This is a genomic window from Streptomyces soli (assembly GCF_003999195.1).
Taxonomy (GTDB): Bacteria; Actinomycetota; Actinomycetes; order Streptomycetales; family Streptomycetaceae; genus Actinacidiphila; species Actinacidiphila soli.
Genome location: NZ_RJVR01000323.1, coordinates 1 through 13151 on the forward strand (window position 1 = coordinate 1; position 13151 = coordinate 13151).

General features: G+C 70.8%; 13 protein-coding genes and 1 pseudogene. 10 read left to right on the forward strand and 4 right to left on the reverse strand.

Annotated elements, in window-relative coordinates:
- Window positions 1-577 (forward strand): annotated as a pseudogene (locus EFK10_RS37285) (hypothetical protein); the annotation flags it as partial.
- A gap of 26 nt (window positions 578-603) precedes the next feature.
- Here the strand turns inward: EFK10_RS37285 and EFK10_RS37290 are convergent.
- On the reverse strand, window positions 604-1356 hold the full coding sequence (locus EFK10_RS37290; RefSeq protein WP_127360082.1) for an SDR family oxidoreductase: 753 nt from the start codon (window positions 1354-1356) through the stop codon (window positions 604-606).
- A gap of 11 nt (window positions 1357-1367) precedes the next feature.
- A complete protein-coding gene (locus EFK10_RS37295) occupies window positions 1368-2363 on the reverse strand; it encodes a Gfo/Idh/MocA family protein (RefSeq protein ID WP_127360083.1) in 996 nt (331 codons plus the stop codon).
- 80 nt (window positions 2364-2443) lie between these two features.
- On the opposite strand from EFK10_RS37295, the gene EFK10_RS37300 reads away from it, so the two are divergent.
- The 3 genes from EFK10_RS37300 to EFK10_RS37310 are packed head-to-tail and all read left to right on the forward strand — an operon-like array spanning window position 2444 to window position 5086.
- A complete protein-coding gene (locus EFK10_RS37300) occupies window positions 2444-3772 on the forward strand; it encodes a multidrug effflux MFS transporter (RefSeq protein ID WP_127360084.1) in 1329 nt (442 codons plus the stop codon).
- Window positions 3773-3810: 38 nt separating this feature from the next.
- Window positions 3811-4008, forward strand: coding sequence for a hypothetical protein (locus EFK10_RS37305; RefSeq protein ID WP_127360085.1), 198 nt, complete (start codon window positions 3811-3813; stop codon window positions 4006-4008).
- Window positions 3974-5086: a serine hydrolase domain-containing protein gene (locus tag EFK10_RS37310; RefSeq protein ID WP_127360086.1), complete on the forward strand. Its 1113-nt coding sequence runs from the start codon at window positions 3974-3976 to the stop codon at window positions 5084-5086. Before EFK10_RS37305 ends, EFK10_RS37310 begins: the two co-directional genes overlap by 35 nt.
- A 247-nt stretch (window positions 5087-5333) precedes the next feature.
- Here the strand turns inward: EFK10_RS37310 and EFK10_RS37315 are convergent, their stop codons facing one another.
- Both EFK10_RS37315 and EFK10_RS37320 read right to left on the reverse strand, forming a co-directional pair.
- The gene (locus EFK10_RS37315; protein ID WP_127360182.1) at window positions 5334-6503 is read right to left on the reverse strand and encodes a YncE family protein; all 1170 of its coding nucleotides are present in this window, start codon (window positions 6501-6503) and stop codon (window positions 5334-5336) included.
- Window positions 6503-7315, reverse strand: a complete 813-nt coding sequence (locus EFK10_RS37320) for a polysaccharide deacetylase family protein (RefSeq protein WP_127360183.1) — start codon at window positions 7313-7315, stop codon at window positions 6503-6505. Before EFK10_RS37320 ends, EFK10_RS37315 begins: the two co-directional genes overlap by 1 nt.
- Window positions 7316-7402: 87 nt before the next feature.
- Here EFK10_RS37320 and EFK10_RS52365 point away from each other — a divergent pair, with 87 nt between their 5' ends.
- The 6 genes from EFK10_RS52365 (at window position 7403) to wecB (ending at window position 13069) form a co-directional block, all read left to right on the forward strand.
- Window positions 7403-7537 (forward strand): hypothetical protein, encoded by a 135-nt coding sequence (locus tag EFK10_RS52365; RefSeq protein ID WP_265737587.1) that lies wholly within the window; start codon window positions 7403-7405, stop codon window positions 7535-7537.
- A 299-nt stretch (window positions 7538-7836) separates the two neighbouring features.
- A complete protein-coding gene (locus tag EFK10_RS37325; protein WP_127360087.1) occupies window positions 7837-8442 on the forward strand; it encodes an acyltransferase in 606 nt (201 codons plus the stop codon).
- Between the two features lie 324 nt (window positions 8443-8766).
- The gene (locus tag EFK10_RS37330) at window positions 8767-9927 is read left to right on the forward strand and encodes a hypothetical protein (protein ID WP_127360088.1); all 1161 of its coding nucleotides are present in this window, start codon (window positions 8767-8769) and stop codon (window positions 9925-9927) included.
- Window positions 9924-10694 (forward strand): WecB/TagA/CpsF family glycosyltransferase, encoded by a 771-nt coding sequence (locus tag EFK10_RS37335; RefSeq protein WP_127360089.1) that lies wholly within the window; start codon window positions 9924-9926, stop codon window positions 10692-10694. Before EFK10_RS37330 ends, EFK10_RS37335 begins: the two co-directional genes overlap by 4 nt.
- Window positions 10694-11950 (forward strand): nucleotide sugar dehydrogenase, encoded by a 1257-nt coding sequence (locus EFK10_RS37340; protein WP_127360090.1) that lies wholly within the window; start codon window positions 10694-10696, stop codon window positions 11948-11950. Before EFK10_RS37335 ends, EFK10_RS37340 begins: the two co-directional genes overlap by 1 nt.
- 3 nt (window positions 11951-11953) lie before the next feature.
- Complete coding sequence (gene wecB, locus EFK10_RS37345; RefSeq protein WP_127360091.1) at window positions 11954-13069, forward strand: non-hydrolyzing UDP-N-acetylglucosamine 2-epimerase; 1116 nt, start codon at window positions 11954-11956, stop codon at window positions 13067-13069.
- Window positions 13070-13151 lie beyond the last annotated feature (82 nt).

A 13151-nucleotide genomic window follows, 5' to 3' on the forward strand; every position in this document is an offset into this window, starting at 1 on the left:
GCCCACACCGGCCGACGGCGTTGCCGTTGCGCCCCCCGCGGTGCCCGTCGCCCGGGGCGACGCGGACGCGGTCGCCCGGGCCGACGTGGTGGCCCGGGGCGTCGCCGGTGCCGTCCGGCCGGCCGTGTTCGCCTTGGCGTACCCGGGCGTACGCCCGTACCCCACGCCCGCCGTCGTCGCCGGCGACGGCTCCGACGGCAACTCCACCGTCCCCGCCTCCGCCTCCCCGTCCCCCGGCGCCGAACTCGGCACCCCCGGCAGCGGCAACAGCGTCCGCGGCGCGATCGGCGTCGCCCCCGTCAGGCTCAACACCAACCCCACCGTGTACACCCCGCAGGCCGCCCCCACAATCCACCCCACCCGGCGCACCCTCCGCGCCCGTCTCCCACTGCTGTCCACAAACACCGGCCCCGACAGCGGTATCAGCTCCGCTTCGGGCCCGGGTTCGGATTGGGGTTCGGCCCATACATCTGCGTCTATGGGAGTTACGGCTGTTACGGCTGTGTCGTGGTGCCTGGTGAGCATGCCGCAACGTAACGTGCCGGAACCGGTCCTATGGGCTGTATTTCGGACTTGACCGTTTCCGTACGAAAGATGATCGCCTCAGCCTCGGCCGATGTACGGCATGGTGGTGGCCATGACGGTGGCGAACTGCACGTTCGCTTCGAGTGGCAGGGATGCCATGTGGACGACGGTGCGGGCGATGTCGGCTGCGTCCATGACGGGTTCGGGCATCACGGTGCCGTTGGGTTGTTTGATGCCTGCGGACATGCGGGCGGTCATGTCGGTGGCGGCGTTGCCGATGTCGATTTGGCCGCAGGCGATGCGGTGGGGGCGGCCGTCCAAAGAGAGGGATTTGGTGAGGCCGGTAACGGCGTGCTTGGTGGCGGTGTAGGCGATGCTGTCGGGGCGGGGGACGTGGGCGGAGACGGAGCCGTTGTTGATGATGCGGCCGCCTCGGGGGTTCTGGGACTTCATGGCGCGGAAGGCGGCTTGGGCGCAGAGGAAGGCGCCGGTGAGGTTGACGTCGACGACGGTGCGCCATTGGTCGTAGGTGAGGTCTTCGAGGGGGACGGGGGGTGCGCTGGTTCCGGCGTTGTTGAAGAGCAGGTCGATACGGCCGAAATGGGTGCGGGCGGTGTCGAAGAGGGCGGTGACGTCGGCGGGCAGGGTGACGTCGGTCGGTACGACGGCGGTCGCCCCGTCGGGAGCCGCAGCGGCGGTCCGCCGCAGGGCGTCCTCCCGGCGGCCGGCCAGGGCGACGCGCCACCCGGCCCCGGCCAGGGCGAGCGCCACGGCCCGCCCGATTCCCGAACCGGCGCCGGTCACCACTGCCACGTTGTCGCTGTCGCTCATGGGACGGAAGCCTAGGCCTCGCCGGGGTAGCGGACGCCGATGCGGTCGCGGACCGTGTCGAGGGTGCGCATGACGGCGAGGGTGCCGTCGAGGGGGACGAGGGGGGACTCGAGGGCGCCGGTGCGTAGGCAGCGCATGACTTCGGCGGCTTCGTGCTGGAGGCCGTGGAGGTCGCCCGGCGGGGCGGTGAACTCCTCCGGGGCCCTGCCGTCGCGGTGGAGGACGAAGCGGTCGGCGGAGAAGAAGCCGGTGGGGAGCTCGATGCGGCCCGTCGTGCCCGTGACGGATGCCGTGGTGGCCGTGCCGGCGGTGATGGAGCAGCTCAGTACCGCCAGGGCACCGCTGTCGTAGCCGAGGAGGATGCCGGTGTTGGCGTCGACGCCTTCCTCGCTGAGCCGGGCCCAGGCCTGGACCTCGTCGGGCTCGCCGAGGAGGAGGTGGGCGAAGGAGACGGGGTAGACGCCGAGGTCGAGCAGGGCGCCGCCGCCCTGGGCGGGGTCGCGCAGGCGGTGGTTGGGGGCGAAGGGCCCGGCGAGGCCGAAGTCGGCGTGGACGGCGCGGACTTCGCCGATGGCGCCGTCCCGGACGAGTTCGGAGAGGTGCCGGATGACGGGGTTGCAGTACATCCACATGGCCTCCATCAGGAAGGCCCCGCGCCCTCGGGCAAGCTCGACCAGCTCGCGCGCCTCGACCGCGTTCACGGTGAAGGCCTTTTCGCAGAGCACCGCCCGCCCCGCCTGGAGGCAGAGGCCGGCGGCGGCCCGGTGGGCGGAGTGCGGGGTGGCGACGTACACCACGTCGACGTCGGCGTCGTCCGCCAGCGCGGTCCAACTCCCGTACGCACGGGGGATCCCGAACCGCTCGGCGAAGGCCTCGGCGGAGGCCGTGCTGCGCGAGGCGACCGCCACCACCTCCGCGTCCTTCAGCTCCAGCAGGTCCGCCGTGAAGGCCGCGGCGATCCCGCCGGTCGCCAGGATGCCCCACCGAATCTTCCGCGACTGTTCCATGTCCCGCCCCACCATCTGGTCTCGACCACTCCGTAAATCCTGAGAGCATAGAGAACGATTCAACGACCATGGAGACCCGCATGCCGGAAGCAGGCCCGATCCCGCCCGACCAGATATTCACACTGGACGGGTCAACTCCGGTAGGACGCGCCGAGGGGCCCGCCGGGCACCACGCCGAGGCGCCCGTCACGCGGGCCCGGCGTACGAGCATCCTCGTCACCCTGGTCCTCGGCGGGCTCACAGCCCTTCCGCCGCTCTCCATGGACATGTATCTGCCGGCGCTGCCCGCCGTGACCCGGGCGCTGCACAGCCCGGCCGCCACCGTGCAGCTCACCCTCACCGCCTGCCTGGCCGGGATGGCGCTGGGCCAGCTGGTGGTCGGGCCGATGAGCGACCGCTGGGGGCGGCGCAGACCGTTGCTGGCCGGCATGGTGATCTACGTACTGGCCACCGCCGTGTGCGCCTTCGCGCCGACCGCCGAGCTGCTGGTGGCCTTCCGGCTGCTGCAGGGCCTGGCGGGCGCGGCCGGGATCGTGATCGCCCGTGCGGTGGTGCGCGACATGTACGACGGCATGGACATGGCCCGCTTCTTCTCCACCCTGATGCTGATCTCCGGGGTCGCTCCGATCATCGCGCCGGTGATCGGCGGCCAGGTGCTGCGGGTTACCGACTGGCGCGGCGTCTTCGCCGTCCTGACCGTGGTCGGCGGCCTGCTCACCCTCGTCGTGTGGCGCTGGTTGCACGAGACGCTCCCGCCCGCGCGCCGGCAGAGCGGCGGCCTGGGTGACACGCTCCACACGATGCGCGGGCTGCTCGCCGACCGCCGGTTCACCGGCTACATGCTGGTCGGCGGTCTGACCTTCGCCGCGCTCTTCGCGTACGTCTCGGCCTCGTCCTTCGTCGTGCAGGAGATCTACCGGGCCTCGCCGCAGACGTACAGCCTGCTCTTCGGGGTCAACTCCGTCGGCCTGGTCGCCCTGGGCCAGCTCAACGGCAAGGTGCTGGTCGGCCGGGTCCGCATGGACCGCGTGCTGGGCCTGGGCCTGGCGGTCATCACGCTCGCCGCCGCCGCGCTGCTGCTGATGGCCTCCGGCACGCTGGGCCCGGTCGGGCTGGTGCCGGTCGCCGCCGGGCTCTTCGTGCTGATGGCCGCGATGAGCCTGGTGCTGCCCAACGCCAATGCGCTGGCCCTGATGCGTACGCGCACTCCCGGCGCCGCCGGATCCGCGTCCGCCCTGCTCGGTACGTGCTCGTTCCTGATCGGCGCGGTCGCCTCGCCGCTGGTCGGCATCGCGGGGGAGCACACGGCGGTGCCGATGGCGGTGGTGCAGCTGGTGAGCGTGCTGGCCGCCGGCGCCTGTTTCGTCGGGCTCTGCCGTCCGTGGCGGCGTACTGTGGATGCACCGTAGGCCGTAAGGCGTAGCGTGTGTGGCGTCAGGAGGCAGAAATGTCGGAGCCGATCGACGAGCAGAATTGGGCCTGGAAGACGGCGGACAGCCTTCTTCACACCGGATCCGAACACCCGATCGATCCCGAGGATCTGGTGCTGGCCTCAGGGCGCGAGCCCACCCCCGCGCGGATCGAGAAGGCCCGCAAGGACCTGGAGGAGCATGGCGCCGCGGCTGTCGAAAGGTACCTCCCCTGACAGCGGTCCCGGCCGGGCCGGGCTGCGAGCCGACGAGCTGAGCGCGCTCGTCGCGGATCTCACGACATATCTTTCCCCGGCTCCCGCGCGCCCCCACCCGTGGTGCGCGGGCGCCGTCGTCCTCGCCGGCCGCGGGCACACGGTCGCCCTCCACCAGGCCGTCGGCTGGGCGGTCCGCTACGCCTCGTACGACAGCGAGCTGCCCCGCGACCGGTGGGTGCCGATGCGCCCCGACACGGTCTTCGACCTGGCCTCGCTGACCAAGCTGTTCACGGCGGCGGTGACCGCCTCGGTCGACGCCGTCGGGCCGGACGAGCCGGTCGTCTCGTACGTCCCCGAATTCGGCGCGGCCGGCAAGCGCGGCATCACCGTACGGCAGCTCCTCGACCACACCTCGGGGCTCCGCCCGGAGCTGCCCTTCTACGACTGCCCCGACGCGGCCGCCCGCGCGCGGCTCCTGTGGTCCGAGGCGCCCGTCGCCGAACCCGGCACGGTCCGGATCTACTCCGACCTCAACCTCATCGCTCTCCAGCACGTCCTGGAGCGGGCCACCGGCGAGGCCCTCGACGCCCTGGTCCGCGAGCACATCACGGATCCGCTCGGCATGTACGACACCCGCTTCAACCCGCCCGCCTCCTGGCTGCCCCGGATCGCCGCCACCGAGGACCAGCGCCGCCCCTGGGGCCGCCTCGACCGGGGCCTGCTGCGCGGCGTCGTACACGACGAGAACGCCTACGCCATGGGCGGCGTCGCCGGCCACGCCGGGCTCTTCTCCACCGCCTGGGACCTGGCCCTCTTCTGCCGGGCACTGCTGGACGGGGCGTACGGCGCCCGTAACGGCTTCCTCGGCTTCGAGCGCGACCAGCCCTGGTTCATGGGCGAGCTGGCGGGGCGCGGCGCCGTCGGCCATTCGGGTTTCACCGGCACCAGCCTCGTCCTGGACCCGGCGACGGACTCCTTCCTGGTGCTGCTCGCCAATTCGGTGCACCCCTGTCGCACTTGGCGTGACGGCAGCGCGATCCGGGCGGGCGCCGCGACACGGCTGGCGCGGGCTCAGAGCCTGTCGGGTGACCTCTGATCGGGCGGCCACGCCCCACCCAGCCTGGCGGCTGGGTGGGGGTACCCCCAGGCACGCACGCTTCCCGCGTTGCCGACATGCCCTAGTAGCTCTCCCCCAGCCTTCGGCCGGGAGGTACCCCCACCCCCAAGCTCTCGGCTTCGCTCGAGCAGGGGGGACCCCCATCGAGGGCATCCTCCCCCAGCGCCTTGGAATCGCACGCACCAGACCGCGTCCGCTCTCCGATCGAAGGTCACCCGACAGGCTCTCAGCGGAAGATGCCGGTGTGCCCGAGCGAGTAGCGGCCGGGCTGCGGGTAGACGGCCAGGCCGTGCGGGCCTGAGCCGACCGGGATCTTGGCGATGGTGTGGCCGTCGGTGGTGTCGATGGCGTAGACCTCGGAGTTGTACCGGCCGGAGAGCCAGAGCACCTTGCCGTCGGCCGAGACGCCGCCCATGTCGGGGCTGCCCCCGCCGGGGATGTGCCACTTGTGGACGAGCCTGCCGGAGGCGAAGTCGAGGACCGAGACGCTGCCTTCACCGCGGTTGGAGATGTACATGTACTTGGAGTCGCGGCTGACGTAGAGGCCGTGGCAGCCCTTGCCGGTGTGCAGCAGACGTGGCGGGCCGAAGGTGTCACCGTTTAGGACCCACATGCCGTCGGCCATCATGTCGGCGACGTACCAGGTGTGCCCGTCCGGCGAGATCTTGACGTCCTGGGGCATGGCGCCCCGCATGGGGAGCCGTTCCTTGGCCACGACCGCCATCTCCTCGGTGTCGACCTTCAGCAGCTCGCCCGAGAACTCGCAGGAGACGATGAAGTACCGCCCGTCGGGGGAGAAGTCAGCGTGGTTCACGCCGTAGCAGCTGACCGGCACGACCTTCCTGACGGCCATGGTGTGGGCGTCGCGGAAGACCAGCTGCCGGTCGGCGGAGGCCATGACGACGGCGTATCGGCCGTTCGGGGTGAAGTAGAGGTTGTACGGGTCGTGGACCGGGACGCGAGGCCCGGCGATGCGGCCCGTGGCGGGGTCGATCGGGGTGAGGGTGTTGCCGAGATCGTCGTTGACCCAGAGGGTTTTGAGGTCCCAGGAGGGGACGACGTGCTGGGGCTGGCGGCCGACTCGGAGGGTGTCGATGACCTTGTACGTGGCCGGGTCGATGACGGAGACCGTGTCGGAGTTGGTGTTCGGGACGTAGACCCGGGAGGGGAAGTCGCGGACGACGGGGGAGAGGTTGCCCGGGCGGTCGGCGGCGTAGAGGTCGTTGGGGTCCAGGAGGGGCGGCATGCCCGGGAGCATCCTGGCGGCGACGGGGCTCGCGGCAGCCGAAGGCGACGGGGAGGCGGCATGGGACGGGGCGGTGTGCCGCTGTCCGCTGAACGGGGCGCAGGCGGTGAGGGCGCAGGCGGTGAGCAGCAGGGCGAGGCGGCGGCGCATCACGTCAGAAGCTCCGTGGTGGTGACGGCACGCAGGCCGCGCCTGCGCAGACCGTCGAGGATGGCGGGGAGGGCGGCCACCGTGCCGGGGTGGCCGAGGTGCAGGCTGACGACGGACCCGGCGCGGACCTGGCGCAGCACGTTGTCGCGTACGGCGTACTCGCCCGGGTCGGTGTAGTCCAGGGAGTCGACGTCGTACGAGAGGCAGTGCGGGTACCCGGCGCGCAGCGCCGCCCGCTGGACGGTGGGGGTGGCGAGGCGGGTCTGGGAGGGCCGGAACCAGCGGCCCGGGGAGCCGGTGAGGCGGCGCAGCCGGTCGGCGCAGCCGGCGATCTCGGCGTAGGCGCCGGCCGCGCTCATGGCGTCGATATTGCCGTGGGTCTGGGTGTGGTTGCCCAGCTCGTGGCCGCCGTCGAGGATCCGGCGGGCGAGCTGCGGATACGCGTCCAGCCAGGTGCCGACAGCCATCACGGTCAGCCGCGCCCCCGCTCGCTCGGCCTCGGCCAGCAGGGCGGTGGCGAGGGCGGGCTCGCCCTGGCCGTGGAAGGTGAGCGCGACCTGGGGGCGGGTGAGCGGGCCGTGCGTGATCTGCGCGGGCAGCTGAGGAATCGCGGCGGTGGGCGAGGCAGTGGTGGACGAGGCGGTCGTGGACGAGGCAGTCGTGGGCGAGGCGGCGCCCGGCGTCGTCGCCGGCGCGGCCGATCTCGCACCGACGGCGGAATGACGCCCGGAGGTGCCGCAGCCGGAGGCGAGTGCGGCGGCCCCGGCGGCGGCAGCGAGTGCGGCGGCCTGGAGGACAGTGCGGCGGGTCATGGACACGCTGTCCATCTTATTCATTAATAGGGCTTTTGCTCAGGGGTGAGGGGTAGTCGGGTGACGCCCACTCAGTACCTTCACTCCATGGGCTTATTGACGTGCTCATGCCGTAACCTGTCCGGCCTCTGCCTGGACACGATCAGCGACGGCACCGTGAACGGCACCCTCCTCGACCTGTTCGTCCTCGGCGACCACAGCAAGGTGCAGATCTCTTCATGACCACGAAACGGCGACGGCCCGCGCAACCTCGCCGAGGCGTGCCGCGAGTACGGCGCCGGCGCCGCCCCCGCCGGGGTCTGCAACGGCACCAGCAGCGGTGAGACGACCTGGGCCGGATCGACCGATCCGCCCGTGGCGCGAAGCGCTCCGGGCGGCGTTTCCGGCTCTGCTCAAGTCCGAACGGCCCTGAACGTTCTGGCTCGGGCGAATAGAGCGGAAACGGACGCCCAGGGGGACCGGTGCCTGCCATGATGTGCGCGCCGCACTGCCCGTGATCCTCCCCGGAAAGGTCCAGCCCTGTGAGCGTCAGCGTCAGGATTCAGCCCACCGCCCAGGTCGACAAGACGGCCGAGATCGGTGACGGGACCACGATCTGGGACCTGGCGCAGATCCGCGAGCAGGCCCGCCTCGGCCGCAGCTGCATCGTGGGCCGGGGAGCGTATGTCGGCCCGGGGGTGCGGATCGGCGACAATGTGAAGCTGCAGAACTATGCGTTGGTATACGAGCCCGCCGAGCTCGGCGACGGGGTGTTCGTCGGCCCGGCTGTGGTGCTCACCAACGACTACTATCCGCGTTCGGTGGACGCCGAGGGCCGGCAGAAGCGCGGTGGTGACTGGGAGGCCGTCGCCGTACTGGTTGCCGAGGGGGCGTCGCTGGGGGCCCGTTCGGTGTGCGTCGCGCCGGTGCGCATCGGCCGTTGGGCGCTGGTCGCGGCGGGTGCCGTGGTGATCCGGGATGTACCGGACTTCGCTCTCGTGGCGGGCGTACCGGCGCGCCGGATCGGCTGGGTCGGCCGGGCCGGTGTGCGGCTGGTGGAACGGGACGGAGAGCCGGGCGGATGGGAGTGCCCCGCCACCGGCGCGCTGTACGACGAGAAGGACGGCGAACTCGTCGAGCGCGCGTGACGCCCTCATTTCCCCAAAACGCCAATCCTCGAACATCCAGAGGCATATCGTGTGTACGAAACGTGCAGACTGAGCACATCGAGCACACAGGTCAGTAGTGCGCAGTGGGGGGTTACCGGGTGGGGGCACCTGTGCCTGAAGCGTGGAGCGAGAACAGCTCCGACGCCTGGCGTCTGTCTATGCCTGTGCACGCCCGCGGCCGACTCACCGTTGGGGGGAGCGCGGGCGGCGCGTCATCGGATTGGTTCGCGGCGCGGTCAGCCGTGCGGCGACGAACTCAAGTCTGATCAAAACGACCCACAGGGGGGTTGGTGTGCCCAAAACATGACCACCACACGTCTGACGGCGCTCGGCCGTGAGGAACCGAAGCTGCTCGCGCTCGCCCAACGGCTGCTCGCGGTGGCCGAGTCGGGACTGCCCGCGATGCTCCTTCCCGGGGGCGAGAACTTCGCCTTCACCATGGCCGGACAAGCGGCGCCCGAGGGGACCTGGAGCCTGGAGCGGAGGGGAACCAGCACCCGGTACGCGGCCATCACCGCGCTGGGAGCCCGATTCCTCCCCGAGGACCGGCAGCGCGCCGTGCTCGGGGGGCACACCGCCGAGGAGTTCACCGGACTGCTGATCGAGTCGCTGCCTGCGGTAACCAATCTCGGTGACGCGGCGCTCATCGCGTGGACCGCCGCCGAGACCGGGCACCCCAAGCTGTCCGACGCCCTCGCGCGGCTCGCCGCCCTGGATGATGACGGCCGGCCGCAGTACACGGTCGAGGCGGCGTGGGTGCTGTCGGCCCTTGCCGCGGCCCGGGGCACGGTAGATGTGGAGAATCGTTTAACCGTCGCCCGTGACCGTCTGCTGCGGGCCCGGATCGGGGACAGCCCGCTGTTCCCGCACGCCACCGAGCCCGGCCTGGTGCCCTGGTACCGGGCGCATGTGAGCTGCTTCGCCGACCAGACGTATCCACTCCAGGCCCTGGCCCGCGCGCACGCCAGTGGTGGCGGCGATCCGGAGGCGCTGGCCGCGTCCGAGGCGTGCGCCGCACGCATCTGCGAACTGCAGGATGACGGCGGCCAGTGGTGGTGGCACTACGACGCGCGCCGCGGCACCGTCGTGGAGGGCTACCCGGTCTACAGCGTCCACCAGCACGCGATGGCGCCGACCGCCCTGTTCGATCTCGCCGACGCCGGCGGCACCGACTTCGGCGCGTCGATCCGCAAGGGCCTGCGCTGGATGGCGGACGTGCCCGAACTGGCCGGCAACCCGGAGCCGATGATCCTCGACGAGCTCGGGGTCACCTGGCGCAAGGTTTACCGCGGTGATTCGAAGAAGGCCGTCCGCGCCGCCCGCGGGCTCGGCACCCGGGTGGCGCCGAACCTGCGGTTGAAGTCCCTCGACCGGGTGTTCCGTCCCACCTCGGTGGACCGCGAGTGCCGTCCGTACGAGTTCGGCTGGATGCTCTTCGCCTGGCTCGGGGGTGAGCGAATATGACGAAGCGTCAGAGTCTGTTCGGGGTCGAGCTGGACGCGCTGACCATGGACGAGACCGTAACGCGCTGCCTCGACGCGGTCCGGGACGGCGAGCAGCTGGAGATCGGCGTGGTCAACGCCGCGAAACTGGTGAACATGCGGCGCGACCCCCGGCTCGCCCAGGCGGTGACCGGCTGCGACCTCGTCCTCGCCGACGGGCAGGCCGTGGTCTGGGCGAGCCGGGTCCTGCGCGCACCGCTGCCGGAGCGGGTGGCCGGCATCGACCTGTTCATGCGGCTGCTGGCCGAGGCCGAGTCGGCGGGCATGTCCGTCTACTTCCTCGGCGCCAAAGAAGTCGTACTGGAACAGATGCTGCGCCGGGTCGCCGACCGTTTCCCGGGCCTGAAGGTGGCCGGCAGCCGCAACGGCTACTTCGACGACTCCGAGCAGGAAAACGTCGCCGGTGCGATTGCCGACAGCGGCGCACAGATGCTGTTCCTCGGCATGACCTCGCCCAAGAAGGAGATCTTCACCGCCGGTTACGGGGAACGCACCGGGACCCGCGTGGTGCACGGCGTCGGCGGCTCCTTCGACATCCTGGCCGGCGTCACCCGACGGGCCCCTGAATCCTGGCAGCGGATGGGAGCCGAATGGCTCTACCGCGCCCTGCAGGAACCGCGACGCCTGGGCCGGCGCTATCTCACCACCAACGCGGCCTTCCTCCTCATGACGGCGCGAGAGCTGATCCGTCTCACCCCGTCGACCGGTCCCGCGAACAGGAGACACTGATGCGCGTCGTCGTGGTTGGACAGGGATACGTCGGACTGCCCCTGGCCATTCGTGCCGCGGAGGTCGGACACGAGGTGATCGGCTACGACGTCGATCCGCGGCGGGTCAAGAGCCTTGCCGCCGGGGAGTCCTTCGTCGAGGACGTCTCCTCCGAACGGCTCCGTGAGGCGATGGACCGCGGTGCCTACCGCCCGAGTGAATCGGCCCGCGACTGCGGCGGCTTCGATGTCGCCGTGGTGACCGTACCGACCCCGCTGCACGAGGGCACCCCCGACCTTCGCTACATCGAGGAGTCGGCGCGTACGCTGGCCCGCTATCTGCGCCCCGGAGCGACGGTCGTCCTGGAGTCGACCACGTATCCCGGCACCACCCAGGAGCTGTTCGCGCCGATCCTGGAGGACGGCTCGGGACTGACCGCAGGAACCGACTTCCACCTCGGCTACAGCCCGGAGCGCATCGACCCGGGGAACGCCGTCTGGGGCTTCAAGGAGACGCCGAAGGTCGTATCCGGCGTCAACGCGGGGTCGTTGAAGGTCGTGCAGGCTTTCTACGCGGATCTCGTCGACACCACCGTGCCGGTGAGCTCGCCGAAGGAGGCTGAACTCGCCAAGCTGCTGGAGAACACCTTCCGGCATGTGAACATCGCACTCGTCAACGAGATCGCGATGTTCGCGCACCACCTCGACATCGACGTCTGGCAGGCCATCGAGGCCGCGTCGAGCAAGCCGTTCGGTTTCATGAAGTTCACGCCGGGACCGGGCGTCGGCGGCCACTGCCTGCCGATCGACCCGTCGTACCTGTCGTGGCGGGTGCAGCGCGAACTCGGCCAGAGCTTCCGCTTCGTGGAGCTGGCCAACGACATCAACAACCACATGCCCGAGTACGTGACCCGCCGCATCATCGACGCGTTCAACCAAAGGCGCCGCTCGGTGAACGGCTCGCGCGTCCTGCTGCTCGGGCTGGCCTACAAGAAGAACACGGGCGACGCTCGTGAGTCGCCGGCGCTGCGCATCTCCCAATTGCTCCTGGACATGGGGGCCCAGGTCAGGGCGGCGGACCCGCATGTCGTCGAGAGCCTGCCGGTGGACGCGCGGCTGGTGCGGGTCGAACCCACGCCGGAGGAGCTGGCGGCCGCCGATGTGGTCGTCCTGCTCACCGACCACGACTCCTTCGACTACGAACTCGTTGCGGAGCACGCCCCCTTCGTCCTCGACTGCCGTCGGCGACTGTCCGGACCCACGATCGAGGTGCTCTGAACCGTGCTGCGAGTCGTCTGCGTCGCCGGGGCGCGACCCAACTACATGAAGATCAAGCCGGTGATGGACGCGCTGGAGCGCCGGGGCGCCGAGGTGGTCCTCGTCCACACCGGGCAGCATTACGACCCGGCCATGAACGACGTGTTCTTCCAGGACCTCGGCATCCGTCCACCCGACCGCTTCCTTGGGGTCGGCTCCGGCACCCACGCCGAGCAGACCGGACGCGTGATGACCGCGTTCGAGCCACTGCTCGACGAGGTGTCGCCGGACGTGGTCGTCGTGGTCGGTGACATCAACTCCACCCTGGCCTGCGCGCTGGTCACCGCGAAGGCCGGACCGTTGCTGGCCCACGTCGAGGCCGGCCTGCGCAGCCGCGACTGGAGCATGCCGGAGGAGGTCAACCGCGTCGCCACCGACCGGGTCAGCGACTACCTGCTGGCCCCCTCGCCCGACGCGGTCGAGAACCTGCGCGTGGAAGGGTACCGGGACGACCAGGTCCACCTCGTCGGCAACGTCATGATCGACACGCTGCTGGCCAACCTGGAACGGGCGAGGCAGTCGGACGTCCTGGACCGGTACGGGCTCAGCCGGGGCGAGTACGGTCTGGTCACGCTGCACCGGCCGGCCAACGTGGACGATCCCGAGGTCCTCACCGCACTGTTGAAGGCCCTGGGCGAGATCGCCGACCGCTGTCCGCTCCTGCTGCCCGTGCACCCCCGGGCAGCCGGGCGGCTGGCCGACATCGGGGTGCCCGGCGGAATCCGGCTCGTACCGCCCGCCGGATACCTCGACTTCATCGCCCTGCAGGATTCCGCCCGCCTCGTGCTGACCGACTCGGGCGGCGTGCAGGAGGAGACCACCGCGCTCGGCGTGCCGTGTGTGACGCTGCGGGACAACACGGAGCGCCCCATCACCGTCGAGCAGGGGACCAATGTACTGGCCGGCCGGGATCCGGTACGCATCGTGTCAACGGTGACCCGGGTGCTGGACAGCCCGCCCCCACCGCGCCGGCCCGAACTGTGGGACGGCCACGCGAGCGACCGTATCGCCGACGTGCTCCTGGAGGGAGGCACCGCGGACAGCCGGCCGAGACCCACCGACCAAACTTCGTTCGTATGATCCGGTTGCAACATATGCTCGACGAACGGCAGCGCCGCGGCACCAGCAGCGCGCCACTCACGCATCGGGTCGCGAGGGGGAA